A 21,284-nucleotide genomic window follows, 5' to 3' on the forward strand; every position below is an offset into this window, starting at 1 on the left:
TGTTTACTAATAAGACAACTACTCCCCCAGGCCTTTTATACATTTAGATAAATTATATCCCTATGAAGAATATTATCACACTTATGGCTATTTGCCTCTTGCTGATAGGTTGTAAAAACGAAAAGGAATCTAATGAAGATAAGGCCGAAACAAAAGTAGCCTCCAATAATTCTTCAACTAAAATGGAGACTGATTCTATAGAAATTGATATCACTCCCGTTTCGCATGCGACCGCAGTCTTTAAATGGGGAGATAATGTATTTTATACAGATCCGGTTGGCGGGGCAGAAGCTTTTAAAGGCATGGCCAAACCAGACTTTCTTTTGATCACCGATATTCATGGTGACCATATGAACGCAGAGACATTAAAAGCTTTAGAAATTGGGGACACAAAGATAATAGTTCCTTCTGCTGTTAAAGAAAAACTACCTGAAGATTTACAAACCAATCTGGTGGTAATGAATAACGGGGATTCTAAAAACTTTATGGGTTTTAATATTATGGCAATACCTATGTACAACCTTCCACAATCCAAAGATGCCATGCACGTAAAAGGACGCGGAAATGGATATGTAATTGAAAAAGATGATGAACGCCTATATATTTCCGGAGACACTGAAGATATTCCAGAAATGCGAAACCTAAAAAATATTGATGTGGCTTTGGTTTCTATGAACCTTCCATACACCATGCCTGTAGATCAGGCGGCCGAAGGTGTTCTAGCTTTTAGTCCTAAAAAAGTGATTCCATACCATTACCGGGGTAAAGATGGCTTTGCTGATGTGGAAAAATTTAAGTCTTTGGTAAATGAGGGTAATAAGAATATTCAGGTTGAATTAATGGACTGGTATCCTGAGAATGACAAATCCTAAACTTTAGGAAATACCAGCTCAGTTAATAGCAATATAATTGAAGATTTTAATTTTTCTTATTCCTGGTAGAAAAAACTAGACCTTTTCGCATTTAGGGTATAAGAAGTCAGATCTGAACATAAAAAAGTAGTCTGAAATTTTGGTTTTTAAAGAATACAAAATCCAAATATTTGTAAAAGCTGGGTATAGAATTTTTTTGGAAACCACTGATTTATTTTAATCACTTTGCAGATTAAATAACTGTAATGCAAATTATTCTCTAAAGCTTTTATTGCTCTTATGATCGGTTTGGTTTTTAATATTAAATCCTATGCGTGACAGCAAACTTTGGCTTTTATTGAACAATCCTTTAAAATTTCATTTTTATTGAATCGCAATGAGTTCACCTTATATTTAAAAAATTCATTCACGTGATCTGCTTTAATTTCTGTAGATAGCGCTGCATATTTTACCTCCCTTACCGGAATAAAACTAACTTTAGCTGCAATGCTAATTAATATGATGGCAAAAAGGAAAAAATGAATTCTTTTCATAATTATTCGTTAGTGGTTCTATATAAAAGACGACTTTAAAATTAAATCGTTACACTAATCTTAACTGTTTAACATTTTGATCTTGTGAACAGTGCCAAATAAAACGAAAAACATCTGGTTTAATTGTATAAAAAAACCTGACATTTCTGCCAGGCTTCTCTAATTATATAATGTAAAATACTAGGAAAGTACTTCCTGTACTTTATCTGCAGCTTCCTGAAATTGTACCGCACTGTACACCTTCAATCCGCTATTATCTATAAGTTCTTTAGCGATATCTGCATTAGTTCCCTGTAAACGAACAATAATTGGCACATTCATAGCGTCACCCATATTCTTCGATGCATCTACAATTCCCTGAGCTACACGGTCACAACGAACAATTCCTCCAAAGATGTTTACTAAAATAGCTTCTACTTTATCATCTTTAAGAATTAGCCTGAATGCTTCCTCTACTCTCTTTGCATCTGCAGTACCTCCAACATCAAGAAAGTTTGCAGGTTCTCCTCCGGCTTGTTTAATAAGGTCCATAGTAGCCATCGCAAGTCCGGCACCATTTACCATACATCCAACGTTTCCATCAAGGTCTACATAGTTAAGGCCTACTTCCCTGGCTTCAACCTCAGTTGGGTTTTCTTCACGAACATCACGCATTTCAGCATAATCCTTATGACGGAAAAGGGCATTATCATCTAAAGTAACCTTCGCATCTACCGCCATGATAAGATCATCACTGGTTTTCAACACTGGATTGATCTCGAAAAGAGAAGAATCAGACTTTTCAAAAGCCTCATAAAGGGACATTACGAATTTTGTCATTTCCTTAAAACCTTTTCCGCTAAGTCCAAGGTTAAAAGCGATACGACGAGCCTGGAATCCCAGTAAGCCAGTTGCAGGATCTATTTCTTCAGTGAATATAAGGTCTGGAGTTTCTTCGGCCACAGTTTCAATATCCATTCCACCTTCAGTAGAATACATGATCATATTACGACCTGTAGCACGGTTAAGCAAAACAGACATGTAATATTCTTCCGGCTCATTATCTCCCGGATAATAAACATCTTCGGCTACAAGTACCTGATGAACTTTTTTCCCTTCAGCAGAAGTTTGAGGAGTTACCAGGTTCATACCGATGATATTCCCAGCAATTTCTTCAACCTCTTTAAGGTTTTTGGCAAGTTTCACACCGCCACCTTTACCACGGCCTCCGGCATGTACCTGAGCTTTGATCACGTGCCAGCCAGTCCCGGTTTTCTCAGTTAGCTCTTTCGCAGCTTCAACTGCTTCTTTGGCGTTTCTTGCCACAGTGCCACGTTGAATGCGGACTCCGAAGCTGTTTAAAATTTCTTTACCTTGATATTCGTGTATATTCATAATCAGCTATTTCTTCTGTATTAATTATGGAAGGCAAAAGTAACAAATACATACTATTGTACCAATCTTTTTTGAGCTTCTTAACGCTTGCTGAAATTGGGAATCACAGCAACCAGCCGGGTTTTTAAAATTGAGTCCCTGTTACGAAAAGGTTATCGGTTAAAATTACTTAAATACTGTCCTAATAGAATCAGCTCTCGTAAATTGTACGCTTAATTTCGAATAATGAGAAAGGCATTATTAGCATTGGCAATTGGAGGCTTTGGCATTGGAATGACAGAATTCGTGATCATGGGTATCCTGCCGGAGGTAGCAGAAGCTTTAAATATCACTATTCCGGAGGCTGGTCATTTTATTTCAGCTTATGCCCTCGGTGTGGTTGTTGGAGCCCCTTTGCTGACTATCTTCGGAAATAAATTACCACCACAAAAAGTTTTACTGGGTTTAATGGTATGGTTCACCGTTTTCAATACCTTATCTGCATTTTCCAGCTCCTATACGCTATTATTGATCTCCAGATTTCTTTCAGGATTGCCACACGGCGCTTTCTTTGGAATTGGAGCCGTGGTTGCAGGAAAACTTGCAAAGCCAGGAAAAGATGCGCAGGCTATTGCCATGATGTTCACCGGTCTCACCGTAGCAAATGTAATAGGAGTTCCCCTGGGAACATGGCTAGGTCAAAACTTTGAATGGGGAGTTGCCTTTCTTGCTGTTGGAGTCGTAGGAGTATTCGCCGTGCTAAGTGTAAAGTTCTGGATGCCGGAGTTACCGGCTGAAGCCTCAAATGGACTGAAAAAAGACTTGCAAGCACTCAAAAAACCAGAATTATGGATGGTAATACTGTTAACAACCATAGGAACCGGAGGTTTTTTCGCCTGGTATAGTTATATAGCTCCATTAATTACAGATGTGGCAGGGCATAATGAAGAAATTGTTAGTTACGCCATGATCCTTGCCGGACTTGGAATGGTTGCCGGAAATTTTATAGGAGCGAAACTTGCGGAAATGTTTAGCCCAATTAATGCAGTGATCATTGCGCTGGTGCTCATGGTAATCGCACTCCTTTCTAATACTTTTCTGGCCTATGATCAAATTGGGGTGCTGGTAATGAGCTTCATTCTCCCGCTAATAGCCTTTTGCATCGCCACACCCATACAAATGGCGGTGATCAATTCAGCGAAAGGTTCAGAAATGCTTGGTTCCTCATTAAATCAGAGTGCTTTTAATATGGGAAATGCCAGCGGGGCATATCTCGCCGGACTTCCTATTGCTTATGGCTACGGTATTGTTTCTGCGCAATATGTTGGGGCAGCGATGGCCGCAATAGGTATTTTCATTGGATTAGGAGTTATAATGGTTAGAAGGCAGCAGGCTGCACAATTTGAAGTTAGCAGTTCCTAGAGATATTCATCTAAAGGAAATAACAAAATTTATAAATCCGTTATATTTGATATAATGCTTCTTCATACTTAGGGAAGTAATTTATTTTTGCTCAAAATATTTTAGAAAAAATGACCCAGAAAGATCTGCTTTCCATTACTGAAGAATTCGATAGTCCGGTGTATGTTTATGATGCCGATAAGATAATTTCGCAATATCAAAGATTGACCGATGCCTTTAAAGTAAATGAACTTCGAATTCATTATGCCGTAAAAGCATTATCTAATATTTCTATTCTGAAACTTCTGAATTCCCTGGGATGTGGACTGGATACCGTATCTATTCAGGAAGTTAAATTAGGATTAAAAGCAGGGGTAGATCCCTCCAAAATAATTTATACACCAAATGGAGTTTCTTTAGAAGAGATTGAAGAAGTTGTAAAATTGGGTGCCCAGATCAACATCGATAACCTTTCGGTGCTGGAACAATTTGGTAGTAAGCATCCGGAAATCCCTGTTTGTATTAGAATTAATCCGCATGTGATGGCGGGAGGGAATTCTAAGATCTCTGTTGGTCATATAGATTCTAAATTCGGAATAAGCATTCATCAAATGCCACATTTATTAAGAATTGTTGAAAATACCGGCATGCATATTAACGGCATCCACATGCATACCGGAAGTGATATTCTTGACATTGGTGTTTTTCTCCATGCTTCTGAAATACTTTTTGAAGCTGCCAGAAATTTTAAGGAATTAGAATTTATAGACTTCGGAAGCGGATTCAAGGTGCCTTATCGCGAAGGAGATATAGAAACAGATATTGAAGACCTTGGTGCCCAACTGACCAAAAAATTCGAAAAATTCTGTAAAGAGTACGGAAGGGAGTTAGCCCTCGTTTTTGAACCGGGGAAATATCTTGTGAGTGAAGCAGGAAAATTTTTGGCTAAAGTGAATGTGATAAAGCAAACCACTTCTACCGTTTTCGCAGGAATAGATACCGGTTTTAATCATTTAATAAGGCCTATGTTCTATGGTTCACATCATGAAATTTCCAATATTTCTAATCCTAATGCCAAACCCAGGTTTTATAGCGTAGTAGGTTATATCTGTGAAACCGACACCTTCGGAAATAATCGTAGAATTTCTGAAATCAGGGAAGGTGATATTTTATGTTTCAGTAATGCAGGGGCTTACTGTTTCTCTATGGCCAGTAACTTTAATTCCAGATATAGGCCGGCAGAAGTGCTGTGGTACAATGGTAAAGCTCATTTAATAAGGGAACGGGAAACTTTTGAAGATCTTACCCGCCACCAGGTAGAATTGACTTTTCACACTTCCCCTAAAGAGCTTGTAGGTGAATAATGAAATCCTGGTTATATACCTGGAATCCTTTAAAAAATCATTGAACCGAAAAATAATGCATTCATAAAGAGTTTATGAGTACCAAACATCATTGCTCTAAAATTTGGATCATCACTAAACATAATTACGGCACCCTTACCTTTCTTTTCAGCTAATAAAGCAGCTGAATTTTTTATGAGTTCAAGATTTTCAGGATGTATATAACCGCTCAGGTATGGTTCGTTCTTAAAAACCATAACCTTATTGAAGGGGTTTGTACCCGGCTTAAGAAAAACGGCACTATTTTTATAAACTGGCAGGGTTCTACTGGAATAGCCAAATCCTAAAGGATGGGTAATATCCAAATCAGCTTCATAGAAAGATCCTCCAACCGCCCGGGAGCCATAATAGTCATCTGAACGGGCATAGTTCATCCTTGCGGTACTATCTTCTTTCTTTTCGCCAGCTTTCAATTCAGATTTTACCAGATCATTCTTAATAATCCATTCACTTGCGGTTCGTTGAGTGATCAAAACACCTCCATTCTTCACCCAATTGGCAATACTTTCCTTATCAATTTCAGAATAATTACCGGAAACCATTATTAATACATCATAATCATTCAGATCAATCCTATCAAAATAGCGCTTATCTACTTTGGTGACTGGCATATCTACATAAGTATCCAGTGTAAACCAGATCTCCCCAGCTTCGTATCCACTAATTCCATCTCCTGTAAGCATCATTACATTTGGCAGCTCGACATTCTTAAAATTGGGACTTCCCAAATCAATTCCCCGGGCGCTCCTTCCTGAAACCACTGAGTTTACCTTTACACCTGTTTTTTCAGAAAACCTGCTCAGCAATTCATATAATCGTTCCTGTTTCAATGGCTGATCTACAGCTGACACCATTAAACTTCCATATCCAAACTCCTGAGACCCCTCTGCAGTCTGAATTGAAAAAGGACTAAAGGCTACCTTCACATTTACATCATTTTTCAAAAGTTTATAGAGCATTGCCGGAGCTTTAAGTTGTGCCCAGTCGATCAGGTAAGCATATTTAGATCTTTCAGGTGCTTTGATGGAATTTTCCAAATTTTCCTCGGAGACCTCCTTATTCAGATTAATTTTTCTAGAGGAAACTGTCCCATGTGGCATTCCATATGCCAGCGCCATAGACCAGGCCGAAGTATCGTAAAAAACACTATCGGCGAATTTGCTAACCTTATCAAATATAGATTTCACCATTAAGTTCTGAGCCTGAGCTTCAGGTACCAGATATGAAGATCCAGGTTCAAACTTATTCCCATCTGCAGTTACTTCATTATTCAATTCGTATATCTTAATTTGGTGATCGAGTAATAATTTGGTGAACTTTCGGGTTAGACCAGGTTTATCCTTATCACCATATACATGCACTTTTTGTTGCCGGCTACCTTCAGCACTAACATCTTTAAAGAATTTGCGTTGCCAGTTCAAAAGCAACTCCTTATTTTCCACGCTAGCTTTAATAGTTGCCAGACTGGTTCTAAGATGGTTTCTTATAGAAAAAGGGAAGGTGATGTTTTCACTTCCAGTTGATTGTACATGTCCTCTAGAACTGGCCTGCTCAAACACAATACCCAGCCCGCCATGAAGGTCTGGATAGGTAGAACCATAACCAGGATAGGAATTATCGAATCGCTCCCCCGTAAAATATAATGAGCCTATCTCATCCAGTGATTCCTGATGATATTTGGCAAAAATCGCATTCAAGGTATCATAATTAAACCTTGGAACGATTGGATTTTCAGATCCGAATTGTTTAGTAGGTTCAAAAAAATAGGTGCTGGCAGATCCCATTTCGTGGTAATCTGTAACCATATTTGGTAACCACTTGTGATAAAAATTCACCCTGTTCCTGCTTTCTATCTGGGTGAGAGGTAACCAGTCACGGTTTAGATCAAACCAGTAATGGTTGGTCCTTCCAGACGGCCAGGATTCGTTATGCTCCCTATCCCATGGATCGGCTACGGGAGGGTTTCCCTTGTTACTATTTACCCAGGTAGTATGGCGGTCGCGACCATCTGGATTCAGTGTGGGTTCTATATGAAAAATTCCATTTTTAAGATATTCATTTACTTCAGGGTTTTTAGCGGCTACCAAATAATAAGCCACCAACATGGAAACCTCACTGCTGGAAGGCTCATTCCCGTGAACGTTATAGCCCAGATGCACAATGACCGGCATCTCATTTATATTTCCCCGCTCATTCTGAGGATCTGCATTTTTGAGATGTTTTTTGCGAATATTTTCGAGGTTATCCAGATTCTCTTCAGACGTAATTGTTAATATTATCTGGGGTCTTTTTTCATGAGTATACCCAATAGTTTGTATTTGAGCCTTAGGTGATAATTCCGCCAATTTTTCCATATAATTTACCAGGCGTGCGTGGCGGGTATGCCATTCTCCAATCTCGTAACCCATAAATTCAGAGGGACTGGGAATATTTTCATCAAATTCAAGATCGTCTGGAAAATAATAATCAGTTTGGGAAAAGATGTTATTGGTTAAAGCAATGAAAAATATACTGAAAAGTAAAAATCTTATTCTCATGTAATTTTATTTGGTAGATGTTAAAGATAAAAATTATTTGGAAGGCATAGTCCTAAAGCAACCTACTAATAAGATATAAAATCACCCATGTCTGGTTAAAGAACCTAGACCGCTTCGCTTTTAGATATTAGACTTGGACTTAACTAACTGATAAACAAAGTAAGTTTAAAATTGTTTTTTTCAAAGAATGCCCCAATTCAAAAATTTGTAAAAGCAGGGTCTGGATAATAGTAAAAAGTTTTGAGCCATTGAAAATACTGGGTTCAGGTTTGTTCTTTAAAATTTTTATCGGACACCACTGATTTAAAAATTTATAGCCATAAAATTATTACAGAATAATAGTTAAAATTAGCAGGTTAAAGATCTTGTAGGTGAATAAGCCAAAAGTCAGAGTATTTTAATCCTGAATATGTCTTCTAAAATTCATTAAATATTACTTTTATAAAGAAAATTCAGCTTAAAAGGAGATCAAATAAATTCCAGATCCCTGTGCTAAATTGAACAGGGATTTTTTAATAAAACTCTAACCTTTTCTGTTCTTCCAATTAGGTATCTTAATTGGAAAATAAAAGTATGGTATATAAACTCGATAAGGATAAAAATATAGTGAGTAATATTTCCCGGATTGCCAATGAAGAAGTAGTAGCCTGTCTCACTTCCTTAGAAACTTTAAATATCCACGAAGCAATACATGATATCCGTAAGCGGCTAAAAAAGCTTAGGGCGCTCTCCAGGCTTGTACGGGATGAGCTTGGTGAAGAAAATTACAAATCGATCAATATTTACTTCCGTGATCTTGGCAGGGAAATTTCAGAATTTAGAGACCTTACGGCACATCTTGAAACCATAGAATTATTAAATCAGCGTTATGGAAAATACATATATGTAAACTTTTTCAAAACTTTCGAAAAGCAAATAGAAGCTGAAAGAAACGAGATGGAAGAAACATTAAAATCCCGGAACTTCTTTTCAGATCATCTGGTGGAAAAACTTAAAAAGGCGCAGGAAGAATTAATCCATTGGCCGGTGGAATCGAATAAAATAGATATTATTCTCCCCAGCATAAAAAGAGTATATAAGCGAGGTGTAAAAGCACTTAAGGAGGCTTATAAAAATCCAACCCCAGAAAATTTTCACGAGTGGCGGAAAAGGGTGAAATATCTTTGGTATCAAACTTTGTTACTTCAGGAAATCTGGCCGGATTTTTTTGATACACTTGAAGCAGAAATTCATCAACTGGCAGATTATCTGGGAGACGATCATGACCTGATGGTTTTAAAGGATAAAATAGCCATGGACGATTTCAGCGTAAAAGATAAAAATAAGGAAGAGCTTATGCTGGCAATGATACATGAATATAGCGAGTATTTAAGGGAAAATGCCAAAACTAAAGGACAATTGATATATGCTGAGTCCCCCAAAGATTTTAAGAAAAGGATAGGAAAATACACCGAGATTAACTGGAATTGAAATCTAAATTTCTATCAATCCTAAAATTTTGATATTCTATTACACTCATGTCCGGCTAAGAACCTGGACCGCTTCGCTTTTAGATATTAGAAGTTAGACCTGGACATAACTAACTCATAAACAAAGTAAGTTTAAAATTGTTTTTTCAAAGAATGGCACAATTCAAAAATTTGTAAAATCAGGGTCTGGATAATAGTAAAAAGTTTGTAGCTATTGAAAATACTGGGTTCAGGTTCTTTCATTAAAATTTTTTATCCGATACCACTGATTCTATTATAGAAATAAGCATTTTGAATTTAAGCAAACAACATCCTTTATATTTTATTGCCATTTTACCTCCCCTGGGCATTAGAAAAGAAATAGAAGGTTTTAAAGAAAAGATAAGGGAAGATCATGATATAAAACATGCTTTAAAACTGCCTGCCCATATTACCATTCAAATTCCTTTTAGAATTTCTAAAGAACAAGAGCAGGAATTAATAAGCAAACTTCATATTTTTTCGAATGTTACACATCCCTTTCCAATCAACCTGGATGGATTTGGGAAATTCGATAAAAGTGTCATTTTCATCAAAATAAAAAATCACGATCCGGTGATAAAGCTTCATTCGAAATTAACAGAAATGATACGATCGTTTATTCCGCTAAAAAGTCACGAAATTTCTTCTAAGATACATCCGCATGTTACTATTGCTGTTCGGGACTTAAAGCGCAGCAATTTCCAACCGGTATGGGAAGATTTTGAGATAAGGGAATATAAAAATTCTTTTATTTTTGATCAGTTGGTATTGTTTAAACATAATGGCAAAACCTGGGATTCTATAAATAAATTCAGCATACAACAATAATGACTTCTTCACATTTGAAATTATACTTCTTAAATAGGCAATTTTCAAAAAACTACCCATCCAATTATATATAAAAACTACCAGAACATATAAATTCCGACCCTAATCATTCTAATCTTTTTGGAAAAATTAGCCGTAGCAAATACGAGCTCAAGAAAGTATATAGAAATAAATACTCACAAAGTGAGAGACAGTACCAAGTAAGACGAAAATGTGAAAAATAGCATGATTATAAGGTATTTTATTCTGCATAAAAAGTATGGCGCCGAGTGTATAAGAAATACCACCCGCAAATAACCACCATAGCCCTCCGGTTGATAAATTTTCAATAAGCGGATTTATAGCAAAAATAATAAGCCATCCCATAGCTACATACATAATGGTGGAGATTAACTGGTACCGGCCTGCATAGAACAGTTTGAGAATCACCCCTACAAGGGCCATACTCCAAACGATCCATAAAATCGTCCATCCTGTTATTCCTTCCAGGGTAACCAGGGCAAAAGGTGTATAAGTACCGGCAATAAGAATATAAATGGCCGCATGATCCAGAATGTTCAATCTTATTCTTAACCTGTGCGTTTTGGCACTGTGGTAAAATGTGGAAGCGGCATACACCAACACCATACTGGCTCCAAAAATTACAAAGCTCACCAGATGTTTGGCTTCCCCTAATTCATTGGCTTTAAGGATTAACAGTAACAGCGCCACCAGGCTTAAAACGAATCCTATTCCATGTGATAGTATATTAAGTTTCTCCTCCCGGGACGAATAATATTTAGGTTTCCTGAACTTACCCATAACCAATTAAAAGAAAATTTAATCTAATTGAAAATAATATTAAATACAATAGAACAATATATAATTTCAAGCTAATTAGGAAGATGAATACGATTTAAAAATCTTCGGAATTTTAATCGGAAAAGAGCGAGAGCAGAAATGTTTCAAAATGAACTGGATCAATTCGAAAATTAATAAAAGTGTTATTTCGTTAAAAATGCTATTGGGGATTTAAACGCAGCAATTTCCAACTGGCCTGGAAGATTTTGCAAGTAAGGATTATAAATATTTCCCTATGGCTAAAGTTTATAATATTTCTGAAGTATCATAATAAAACCAGGGATATTCATTATGATTTAGTTTTCGGAATGAAAAAATTAACCTGCTCTTATGAAAAGCAAAAAGTTAACGCATTCAATTTCTTAGTATCTTTTCAATAGTTTTCCAGAACAAATCTGAAATTTTAAAATTTATCTGAACATGTCTTCCAGGTTTTCCATAGCAATTCACGGCGGCGCCGGTACCTTGATAAAAGGACAGATGACCGAAGAAAAGGAAAAAGCATATCGGGCTACCTTAAAGGAAGCAATGGATAAAGCTTATTTAATACTCGAAAAGAAAGGTAGCGCTCTGGATGCGGTGGAGCAGGCAGTAATTGTACTGGAGAATTCTCCCTTATTCAACGCTGGGAAAGGTAGTGTTTTTACGGCCAAAGGTGATCACGAGATGGACGCCGCTATCATGTGTGGAAAACAAATGGATGCCGGTGCCGTTAGTCTTGTTAGCGGAATCAAAAATCCTATCTCACTTTCAAGAACCGTGATGGAAAAAAGTCCGCATGTTTTTCTTGCCGGGTCCGGTGCCATGGAATTTGCAAAAACCCAGGATTTTAAGCTCAAAAAAGAGGAATATTTCTATGATGAATTTCGTTACCAGCAGTGGCAGGAAATAAAAGATACCGATCTTTTTCAACTGGATCACAGTGAATATAAAAAGTCTAAATTCGGCACCGTGGGAGCAGTAGCCTGTGACCAGGAGGGGAATGTTGCCGCAGCGACCTCAACCGGGGGAATGACCAATAAAAACTGGGGAAGAATTGGTGATACCCCTTTAATTGGTGCCGGGATCTATGCCAATAATAAAACCTGTGCGGTTAGTTGCACCGGCAGTGGGGAATATTTTATTCGTGGCGTGGTTGCCTATGATGTTTCCTGCCTGATGGAATATAAAAATTTCAGTCTTGAAGAAGCAGCGAATGAGGTAATCCATTCCAGGTTACCTAAAATAAATGGTGACGGCGGCCTGATTGCCGTGGATGCTAAAGGCAATATAAGCATGCCATTTAATACCGAAGGCATGTATCGCGGCATTCGGAACTCAGAAGGAGAAAACAGAGTGGCTATTTATGAAGATTAGTTCTTTTCAAGAGGAGCTACCCGAAGTATCCTTACCTGGTGCTTTTCAATATTAAAGGAATCGCCTTCCGCCAGGATATGGGTTTTTAAATTGGTAAGGGACATGCGCTCCCCGTTTTTCACATTAGCCTCGGTATTGAATTCGAGTTCCCCGGGATCAAAAATAATTACCATCGCAGAACCAACAATTTCAACCCTGTTACATTCCTTGATCACCAGGCCTGTATCCTCTGCCAATCCAATCCCAATTAAATGGGGAAAGCGGGCGACAGCTTCGGCCAATCTACCAAAACGTCCACGTCTTATAAAATGAGAATCTATCACGACGTTTGGAAGAAAGCCCATACCTTTACTCATACCTACCGCACCCTTCACAAAATTTTCTTTATGCCGCCCCCCGGTAATCATTTCTTCAGACATGCACATGGCACCCGCACTGGTCCCTGCAATCACCAGTGAACTGTTCTGATAACGATCTATTAATATTTTATGAATAATGGAGTCTTTAATCTTATTAATAATCTCAGACTGATTTCCTCCTGAAAACATAACACAATCTGCCTCCTTTATAAGCTTTATATATTGGGGATTCTCGCAATCTTCTCTTTTCCTTATATCTGCAACTTCTATATTTTCACACCCCAGCTTAGAAAAAGCCTGAATATAATTTTCACTTACGGTATCGGGAATACTGGAAGCAGTTGGGATTACCACAATCCTCGCCTCTACTCCACCACTTTCCACCACTACACGGGAAAGAATACTGGCATCAATATCTTCTGTATTAAATTTTTCACCGGTTCTTAAACCTTTTTTTTCATTTCCGCCGATGGGAATTAAAATTCCTTTAGAATTCATTAACGCAATTTTTAGAATACTAAAATACAGTTGTTCATTCAAAAAGGCTAATTTTATTTAAACCATTCTAAATCAATTAACCATTACGGATGAAAATCAAAGAAATCACCACCATGCGTGGACCAAATTACTGGTCTATAAAACGACATAAGCTTATCGTTATGGTCCTGGACCTGGAAAAAATGGAGTATTTCCCCTCCAATAAAATTACCGGTTTTAATCAGCGTTTAAAGAATCTGCTTCCCGGTCTGGAAGAACATTATTGTTCTAAAGGCAGGCCTGGGGGTTTTTTAATGCGCCTTGATGAAGGCACCTGGATGGGACACGTCATTGAACACATTGCACTTGAAATTCAAACTTTAGCGGGCATGGATGTTGGCTTCGGCCGAACCCGTGGGTACGGTGAGAAAGGAGTTTACCATGTTGTTTTCTCTTATGTAGAGGAAACTGCGGGACGATATGCCGCAAAAGCAGCAGTGAAAATATGTGAAACTCTTATTGCCGGAAATGATAACTATGATATTGAAAATGACATCAATATTCTCCGAAAATTAAGAAATGACAACCGATTAGGCCCCAGTACAGAATCTATTATTACTGAAGCAGAAGCACGGGGAATACCCTGGATGCGTCTCAACGATAGCTCGTTATGCCAATTAGGTCATGGAGCAAACCAACGCAGAATTCAGGCGACGGTGACCAGCAATACAAGCATGATTGGTGTTGATATTGCCTGTGACAAAGCAGAAACAAAATTCCTTCTCCGCAAGGCTGCCGTAAAGGTTCCGGATGGTGAAATAATTACCGATGTTGCTGAATTAGAACAAGCCTGCGATTTTATTGGATATCCTGTGGCGATTAAACCCATCGACGGAAACCACGGGCGGGGAATTACTTCTGCAATAAAAAATATCGAACAGGCCCGGGAAGCATTTAACCATGCTAAAGAAATTTCCCATAAAGTAATTGTGGAAAACCATATTTCGGGAGCCGATTACCGTATGCTCGTAGTGAATTACAAATTTATCGCGGCTGCAAAACGTTCCCCTGCAAAGATTACCGGGGATGGAAAATCTAACATTGAAGAATTGATCCAAAAAGAAAACCAGGATCCAAGACGGGGTTATGGCCATGAAAATGTACTTACAAAAATTGAAGTAGATAAGATAAGCCTTCAGCTTATGGAAAAGAGAGGTTACAATTTACAAACCATTCTTCCTGAAAATGAAAAGCTGATCCTAAAAGACACCGCAAATCTCAGTACCGGTGGAACTGCAACAGATGTTACCGATATTGTACATCCCTCTAATATATTTATGGCGGAAAGGATCGCTAGGCTCATAGATCTTGATATCTGCGGAATTGATATTATCGCCCACGACATAAGTAAACCTATAGAAGAAACCGGCGGTTGCGTTATTGAAGTAAATGCAGGGCCTGGTTTTAGAATGCACCTCTCGCCTACCGAGGGACTGCCTAGAAATGTAGCAGCGCCCGTGTTGGATTCCCTTTTTCCGGATAAAAAAAATACAGGAAAAATCCCAATAATAGCCGTGACCGGCACCAATGGGAAAACTACCACTACCAGGCTCATTGCCCATATCGCAAAGTTAAGCGGGAAAATGGTAGGATATACCACTTCTGATGGGGTGTATATTCAGAATAATATGATTCAGAAAGGGGATTGTACGGGCCCGGTAAGTACAGAATTGGTTTTAAGGGATCCCACCGTAAATTTTGCAGTACTTGAATGTGCCCGGGGCGGACTGCTTCGAGCGGGGCTTGCTTTCCAGACCTGCGATATTGGGATTGTTACCAATGTTAAAGGTGATCACCTGGGGTTAAACGGAATTAATAACCTTGACCAGCTGGCGCGGGTAAAATCGGTGATTCCGGAAACGGTAAAAAACGATGGCTATGCGATATTAAATGCTGATGACGATCTGGTTTACGATATGCGATCCAACTTAGATTGTAAAATCGCCCTGTTTTCCCTCGATGAAAATAATCCGCGAATCAAGCGTTTTCAGGAAGAAGGCGGTCTTACTGCCATTTTAGAAAATGCTTATGTGACAATTACTTCCGGAATCTGGAAGATGAGAGTGGCAACAGTGGAAAATATTCCTCTTACTTTTGGAGGGAAGGCGCGATTCATGATTCAAAACGTCCTGCCGGCAGTTCTTAGTGCACACATTAGTGGATTTAGTAAAGAGAATATAAAAGCTGCCCTGGAAAGTTTTGTTCCTTCAGATATACAAACTCCAGGTAGATTAAATTTCTTTGATTTTAAAAAGTTCAGTTTTTTACTGGATTATGCCCATAATCCTGCCGGAATGAGAGCACTGCAAAATTTTACAGATTCGCTGGATTTCAGTTACAAAGTAGGAATTATTGCCGGGATAGGAGATCGTCTGGAAAAAGATACAGAAGATATTGGAATGATCGCCGCTGAAATGTTTGATGAAATTATTATTCGCAATGATCGGGATCTAAGAGGGAAATCTTCTGAAGATCTCACAAATCTGCTTCGAAATGGAATCAACAAGAAAGATCCCAAAAAGCTGATCACCCTTGTCCCTTCAGAAACCCAGGCAATAAGATATGCCGTGCAAAATGCGAAAGAAAATTCACTAGTGGTGTTGTGTAGTGATTCTGTGACAGATTCAGTAAAAATTTTGAAAGAGCTTAAACGGAAAGAAGAAAAAGGAGAGTTGCATTATAACAACTTCATAAAATTAGGCATCAATTAAAGTAGCATGTAAAATGACAAGGGCAAAAAGATTCTAAAATTTTATTCAGGAATTTTAATAATAGTCTCAACGCCCTTGCCATCTTTTTTATTTCGTATCTCAAAGAAATATTTATTTTTATAAAGATTATGTAAGCGGTCATTGATATTTTTTAGGCCCACTCCTTTTTGCATCAATTGCGTATGGGTCTGCGATACTGCCGTTCCATTATTTTCAACCTTTATCGCCAGCATATTATCTTCCTGATAAACAGAAACATCAATTTTGAGATTTGTATGATCGTATGAATACCCATGTTTTATAGAATTCTCTATAATAGGCTGGAGGAGCATTGCAGGTACTTTTTTCAGCAGTAAAGATTCATCTATATGTTTATTAATTCTAAGATGATCTGAGAAACGGACATTTACTATATTTAGATAATATTCCAGTATTCTCAGTTCTTCATCAAGGCTAATCCTGTTACGATCACTATTGTATAAGATCTCCCTTAAAAAATCGCTTAGATCTGCAATGGTGTCCTTAGCCTTATTAGCATCCATATCGGTTAAAACCGCAATAGAATTAAGCGTATTAAAGAGAAAATGCGGTTGTAATTGGGAAGAAAGCATTTTCATCCTTGTATTCACTAATTGTGATTCCAGCTTTGAGTGTCGCTTCTCGGCCTCTTTTATCTGTTTGAGATAATAATAGGTATAAATAATAAAGATCATCGCAAAATAGATGAGGAAATTAAGATCTATAACATATATAAAAGCGTTGATACTCTTTCGAAGATTGAAATCTGCTATATCAATTCTCCCTGCTACAATAGAATAGAAATCAAAAATTAAACGGATAATAAGCCCGATTAAGATTGAAAAAAGTGTATGAATAGAAATGATCTTAACCCAGGGATAGTTTTTATTTAGAAATCGCTTGGTGCTAATAGCTATAAGCGTCATATAACTTACCACAATCACGTAATCAAAAAGAAGATTGTGTACTAAAAACTCCGACCAGCTAAAATTTTCAACTCGTTCATTTACCTGCATATAGGTTCGCATATAAGCCACCTTTACAATCAGTACAAGGTCAAATAACAAATAAAAACCAGCCAGTAATAATACCAGCTTAAAATCTATATATTTTTTTTTAAGGCTTGAAAGGCTCATCTTAAATACCTATTTTTTCCAGAAATTCCTTTTTGTGGGTTTTACTGATATGTAATAATTTCCCATCAGTCATTTTAGCATCAATTTCAGAATAATCTGAATGTATAATCTCTTTTACATAATTGAGGTTCGCAATGGTTGACCTGTGTATTCTTACAAAAATATTACTGTCCAGAATTTCAGCAAGATTGTTTAAAGACTCCCTGAGTACGTATTTTTTCGAGTCTACATAAATCTCGGCATAATATCCGGAAGCCTGTATATATAAAATATGTTTAGGATCTACCAGGGCCGTCTTATTGCCCTGCTTTACCGGTATTTTGGCTACAGAGTTAAGCCGAAGCGCACCCCTGGAATATTCATGAAAAAATTCAATCAGACGTTTCTCAAAATTAATATTAGCTTCTGTTTTTGTAGTTTCTAACACTTTGCCAATGGTTTTAAAAAATCGCTGATCTTTAAAAGGTTTTAATAAAAAATCTACCGCCTCCACATCAAAGGCCTTTAAGGCATAATTATCATAGGCAGTCACAAAAATCACAATAGGTTTGGGTGAAATTTCGATATGCTTCAGCACTTCAAAACCATTCATATCTTTCATATTGATATCGAGGAAGATGAGATCTGGCTTATCGGTATTTATTCTTTCAATTGCGGTACGCCCGTTGGAACACTCCCCTATCACTTCAATTGCCTCTACTTCTTCCAGCAGATTTAAAACCCTCTTCCGGGCCAGTTCCTCATCGTCAATTATAAGCGCCTTCATATTTATGACATGTATTTAACACCTAATTTAAAACTATTTGAACATTATTCTTAAAATTTTATATTTTTCATCATCTTCTGTTTATCTATAGAATATCCTAAACTGAAAAAATCGTTATTCTAATCTTGTTTCAGAAACTCATTTTAATATAAATCAAATTCCTATTAAGATCATGATTCGGCGGAGTCAGCTAAATTCAGGGTAATCAAATATTTTTCAGCATACAGAACGTATATAATTAAAAATTTCACCAACTCGATAGTTTTTTCTTACCAATAAAAGGCTATCAAAATTGATATTTTGATAGCCCTGTATAAAACTCAACAACTAAATTGATAATTCAAACTAACTAATTTACTGCTACCGAACTTCCTGCAACCGATCTTGGATCGATCTTAACTGAACGTTTTTGATTGCCGTTGTCAAGTTTTATTTTATAAACTTCTTTTTCAATCAAATCTCCCCTTCCCGAAGCGATATATTTATTTGAAGTCATTGTCCAGCCTTTATTAGCCATATACAATTCCCTTCTCACATCAAGGGGTAAAACAATGTCTTTAAACTTTTGATATGTTCCAACCAGTTCACCTTTATGATTAAAGTCGGCTGATAAATATCCTTTACCACTTGTAAAAGTTAAGAGATAAGAATTGTGTGCTCCCTCCCCAATTTCGGCAATGAAATTATGTATATTGAAATTAGCCTTCATAAACGCGATAGGATTGCTGGAAAATTCTCCAGTGTATTCCTCCTCTACGGTGTAGGAGAAACTGTCTCCAATTTGTGTGATTTTAACATCGAGCGGCGCAAAGCCTACTTTAGCTTCTTCCAGGGTAATTTTTTGTTCCTGTGCCTGTCCTACAATACCTACTGCAATTAGCAATAAAGAAAAAATTAATGTTTTCATGATGAATGTGTTTTAAATGAATAATGATTTTTTACCTGTCAATCAATTGATTAATGAAATAATTATAGCACTAAATTACAGGAGATCTCCCTTCATTATTGTAAAATGATCCAGATGGCTCAACAATAGTATCGAGGTATATAATAAGAGCGTTAAATAAAGATCAGGGGGCTAAAAAGCATGTTTTTGCCGGCGCTGGACATTCGCCAACTTCTAATAGTACTTCACCGCTTAAAATCAACGATCTATAGCAATCAGCTTGCAATTCTAATTTACCGCAAGCATTTTGAAAGGTTTTTTTATCTTCCCATAGAATTTTGAATTCTTAACACATTTTCCCGAAACCTGGATGAGTACCACACAATTTATAGAATCAGCTTTTAAAAGATTGATCCCTGCCCCCTTCACATTAGCGGTGCTTTTAAGTTTATTTACCATCGCGATCGCTTTTTTATTTACTGGCAGTTCAGATGCTAAATCCATGGTTCAGATACTAAGGTACTGGCAGGAAGGAATGTGGGATCCGGCTTTGCTTGTTTTTGCGGTTCAAATGATGTTGATCCTGGTACTGGGGCATGTACTTGTGCTAAGTAAACCGGTATCCTGGCTGACGCAAAAATTAACCGGCCTGGTTAAAGATAATGCCAGTGCGGTGATCATGGTTTCGGTTTCCACCATGCTCGTAGCCTTTTTTAACTGGGGCCTGGGATTGATTTTCGGTGCAATTATGGCCAGAAAAGTTGGAGAAGCAGCCAGGGACAGAGATTTTAAAATCAATTATCCTTTAGTAGGGGCTTCTGGTTATGTGGGCCTTATGGTATGGCATGGAGGAATTAGCGGCAGCGCCCCCTTAAAAGCTGCTGAAAATGGACATATAGCTGATCTTTTTGCGGGAAAAGCCAGTCAAAATATCCTAAGCAGTTTACCCGATAATATCCCTACCGCAACTACTATTTTTGCAGACTGGAATCTTATCCTCTTCGGAATTTTACTTCTTCTCGTTCCCCTGGTGCTCTGGGTTATTAGCAAAAAAACCAGTGTTTCCAATGTTGAACTTCCACCTACAAAAACCAGGAAAAAAAGCTTACTTCCTGAAGGAGCTGAGAAACTCGACCATTCAAAATACCTCAGCCTGGTATTTGGGATCTTACTGATGGCTGCTTTTTTAGCAAGTTATGGTGCTAATCTATTAAATGCTAACCTAACTCCCAATATGCTAAATTTTGGTATGCTGGCACTTTGTATCCTGCTCCATGGCTCCTTTGTGTCTTTCTTAAATGCCCTGGATGAAGCAATTCCTGGCGCCGCGGCCATCTTAATACAGTTCCCATTATACTTTGGAATTATGGGGATTATGCGGGAAACAGGAATAGTGGGCGATATAGCCGGTTTCTTTTCTTCTATAGCAACCGAGGTTAGTTTACCCATCTATACGTTCTTTAGTGCCGGCCTGGTAAATATTTTCGTGCCTAGCGGAGGTGGCCAGTGGGCTGTACAGGGGCCCATTGTATTAGAAAGCGCTTTAAAATTGGGGGTACCTCTCAATAAAGCTATTATGGCTTTTGCGTACGGAGATCAGATCACAAACATGCTACAACCATTTTGGGCGTTGCCCTTACTGGCGATTACAAAATTAAAAGCACGGGAAATCCTCCCATATACTTTAATTCTAATGCTTGTAGGGATGTTGGTCTATATTACGGGGCTTTTAATAATTTAAATTATTCATGTGCGGTTAAAGAAGTTAGACTTGAATTTAACGAACTGATAAACAAAAGAAGTTGGAAATTCTGTTTTTCACATAATACTATAATTCAAAAATTTTTAAAAGCTGGGTATAGATAATAGTAAAATGCTTCGAACTATTGAAAATAATGGGTTCAGGTTCGTTCTTTAAATTTTTTATCTGCCACTGAATTTAAATGGATCTCCAAACTTGATCTATAACTGAAATTAGGATCTCCTCACTTGTTTCAGTACCTATAATGAATTGAAAATCAATCTATTGACTTTTTGAGACATCTGAAATTATTTTAGGTAAGGTCGATTAGATTATTTGTGAATACTTTGTTTATTCAAAGGGAAGCATAAAAAAAGGCTAACTAGAATATTTAAACCATTTTCCAGTTAGCCCTCGCAACTATTGTTTAACCAATAATTACTCTATAAATTTAAGCATAGAAATCCATTTTTATAGTTAATAAAAAGTGAAAATTGCTGATAAAAAAAATAGAGGC

16 protein-coding genes are annotated in these 21,284 nt (G+C 37.5%); 8 read left to right on the forward strand and 8 right to left on the reverse strand.

Annotated features, from left to right (window positions below):
* The first annotated feature begins 62 nt into the window (after positions 1 to 62).
* Positions 63 to 872, forward strand: coding sequence for an MBL fold metallo-hydrolase (locus Q1K34_RS08595; RefSeq protein WP_300437254.1), 810 nt, complete (start codon positions 63 to 65; stop codon positions 870 to 872).
* A gap of 308 nt (positions 873 to 1,180) precedes the next feature.
* Here the strand turns inward: Q1K34_RS08595 and Q1K34_RS08600 are convergent, their stop codons facing one another.
* Both Q1K34_RS08600 and sucC read right to left on the reverse strand, forming a co-directional pair.
* Entirely contained in the window at positions 1,181 to 1,405 is a 225-nt protein-coding gene (locus Q1K34_RS08600; RefSeq protein ID WP_300437257.1) for a hypothetical protein, read from the reverse strand.
* A gap of 180 nt (positions 1,406 to 1,585) precedes the next feature.
* Complete coding sequence (gene sucC / locus Q1K34_RS08605; protein ID WP_300437260.1) at positions 1,586 to 2,779, reverse strand: ADP-forming succinate--CoA ligase subunit beta; 1,194 nt, start codon at positions 2,777 to 2,779, stop codon at positions 1,586 to 1,588.
* 225 nt (positions 2,780 to 3,004) lie between these two features.
* On the opposite strand from sucC, the gene Q1K34_RS08610 reads away from it, so the two are divergent.
* A complete protein-coding gene (locus tag Q1K34_RS08610; RefSeq protein WP_300437263.1) occupies positions 3,005 to 4,180 on the forward strand; it encodes an MFS transporter in 1,176 nt (391 codons plus the stop codon).
* Positions 4,181 to 4,290: 110 nt separating this feature from the next.
* Complete coding sequence (lysA, locus tag Q1K34_RS08615; protein WP_300437265.1) at positions 4,291 to 5,523, forward strand: diaminopimelate decarboxylase; 1,233 nt, start codon at positions 4,291 to 4,293, stop codon at positions 5,521 to 5,523.
* A 29-nt stretch (positions 5,524 to 5,552) separates the two neighbouring features.
* On the opposite strand, the gene Q1K34_RS08620 is transcribed toward lysA, so the two are convergent.
* On the reverse strand, positions 5,553 to 8,099 hold the full coding sequence (locus Q1K34_RS08620) for a M14 family zinc carboxypeptidase (protein ID WP_300437267.1): 2,547 nt from the start codon (positions 8,097 to 8,099) through the stop codon (positions 5,553 to 5,555).
* 573 nt (positions 8,100 to 8,672) lie between these two features.
* On the opposite strand from Q1K34_RS08620, the gene Q1K34_RS08625 reads away from it, so the two are divergent.
* Both Q1K34_RS08625 and Q1K34_RS08630 read left to right on the forward strand, forming a co-directional pair.
* Positions 8,673 to 9,569 (forward strand): CHAD domain-containing protein, encoded by an 897-nt coding sequence (locus tag Q1K34_RS08625; RefSeq protein WP_300437270.1) that lies wholly within the window; start codon positions 8,673 to 8,675, stop codon positions 9,567 to 9,569.
* A gap of 290 nt (positions 9,570 to 9,859) precedes the next feature.
* Positions 9,860 to 10,417, forward strand: a complete 558-nt coding sequence (locus tag Q1K34_RS08630; protein WP_300437273.1) for a 2'-5' RNA ligase family protein — start codon at positions 9,860 to 9,862, stop codon at positions 10,415 to 10,417.
* Between the two features lie 150 nt (positions 10,418 to 10,567).
* Here the strand turns inward: Q1K34_RS08630 and Q1K34_RS08635 are convergent, their stop codons facing one another.
* Positions 10,568 to 11,218, reverse strand: a complete 651-nt coding sequence (locus Q1K34_RS08635) for a hemolysin III family protein (protein WP_300437276.1) — start codon at positions 11,216 to 11,218, stop codon at positions 10,568 to 10,570.
* Between the two features lie 459 nt (positions 11,219 to 11,677).
* Here Q1K34_RS08635 and Q1K34_RS08640 point away from each other — a divergent pair, with 459 nt between their 5' ends.
* Positions 11,678 to 12,613: an isoaspartyl peptidase/L-asparaginase gene (locus Q1K34_RS08640; RefSeq protein WP_300437279.1), complete on the forward strand. Its 936-nt coding sequence runs from the start codon at positions 11,678 to 11,680 to the stop codon at positions 12,611 to 12,613.
* Here Q1K34_RS08640 and Q1K34_RS08645 read toward each other — a convergent pair.
* On the reverse strand, positions 12,610 to 13,470 hold the full coding sequence (locus tag Q1K34_RS08645; protein WP_300437282.1) for a cyanophycinase: 861 nt from the start codon (positions 13,468 to 13,470) through the stop codon (positions 12,610 to 12,612). The two genes, Q1K34_RS08640 and Q1K34_RS08645, sit on opposite strands and share 4 nt — an antisense overlap.
* A gap of 89 nt (positions 13,471 to 13,559) precedes the next feature.
* Between Q1K34_RS08645 and cphA the strand changes: the two genes are divergently transcribed.
* On the forward strand, positions 13,560 to 16,220 hold the full coding sequence (gene cphA, locus Q1K34_RS08650; RefSeq protein WP_300437283.1) for a cyanophycin synthetase: 2,661 nt from the start codon (positions 13,560 to 13,562) through the stop codon (positions 16,218 to 16,220).
* A 41-nt stretch (positions 16,221 to 16,261) separates the two neighbouring features.
* Here cphA and Q1K34_RS08655 read toward each other — a convergent pair whose 3' ends face one another.
* The 3 genes from Q1K34_RS08655 to Q1K34_RS08665 all read right to left on the reverse strand — a co-directional run bounded on the left by Q1K34_RS08655 (position 16,262) and on the right by Q1K34_RS08665 (position 19,047).
* Positions 16,262 to 17,374 (reverse strand): sensor histidine kinase, encoded by a 1,113-nt coding sequence (locus Q1K34_RS08655; RefSeq protein ID WP_300437285.1) that lies wholly within the window; start codon positions 17,372 to 17,374, stop codon positions 16,262 to 16,264.
* A gap of 1 nt (position 17,375) precedes the next feature.
* Positions 17,376 to 18,140, reverse strand: a complete 765-nt coding sequence (locus Q1K34_RS08660) for a LytTR family DNA-binding domain-containing protein (RefSeq protein ID WP_300437287.1) — start codon at positions 18,138 to 18,140, stop codon at positions 17,376 to 17,378.
* Between the two features lie 349 nt (positions 18,141 to 18,489).
* The gene (locus Q1K34_RS08665) at positions 18,490 to 19,047 is read right to left on the reverse strand and encodes a hypothetical protein (RefSeq protein WP_300437290.1); all 558 of its coding nucleotides are present in this window, start codon (positions 19,045 to 19,047) and stop codon (positions 18,490 to 18,492) included.
* A gap of 349 nt (positions 19,048 to 19,396) precedes the next feature.
* On the opposite strand from Q1K34_RS08665, the gene Q1K34_RS08670 reads away from it, so the two are divergent.
* Complete coding sequence (locus Q1K34_RS08670; protein ID WP_300437292.1) at positions 19,397 to 20,767, forward strand: TIGR00366 family protein; 1,371 nt, start codon at positions 19,397 to 19,399, stop codon at positions 20,765 to 20,767.
* Positions 20,768 to 21,284 lie beyond the last annotated feature (517 nt).

It is taken from the genome of Christiangramia sp., from assembly GCF_029937855.1.
Taxonomy (GTDB): Bacteria; Bacteroidota; Bacteroidia; order Flavobacteriales; family Flavobacteriaceae; genus Christiangramia.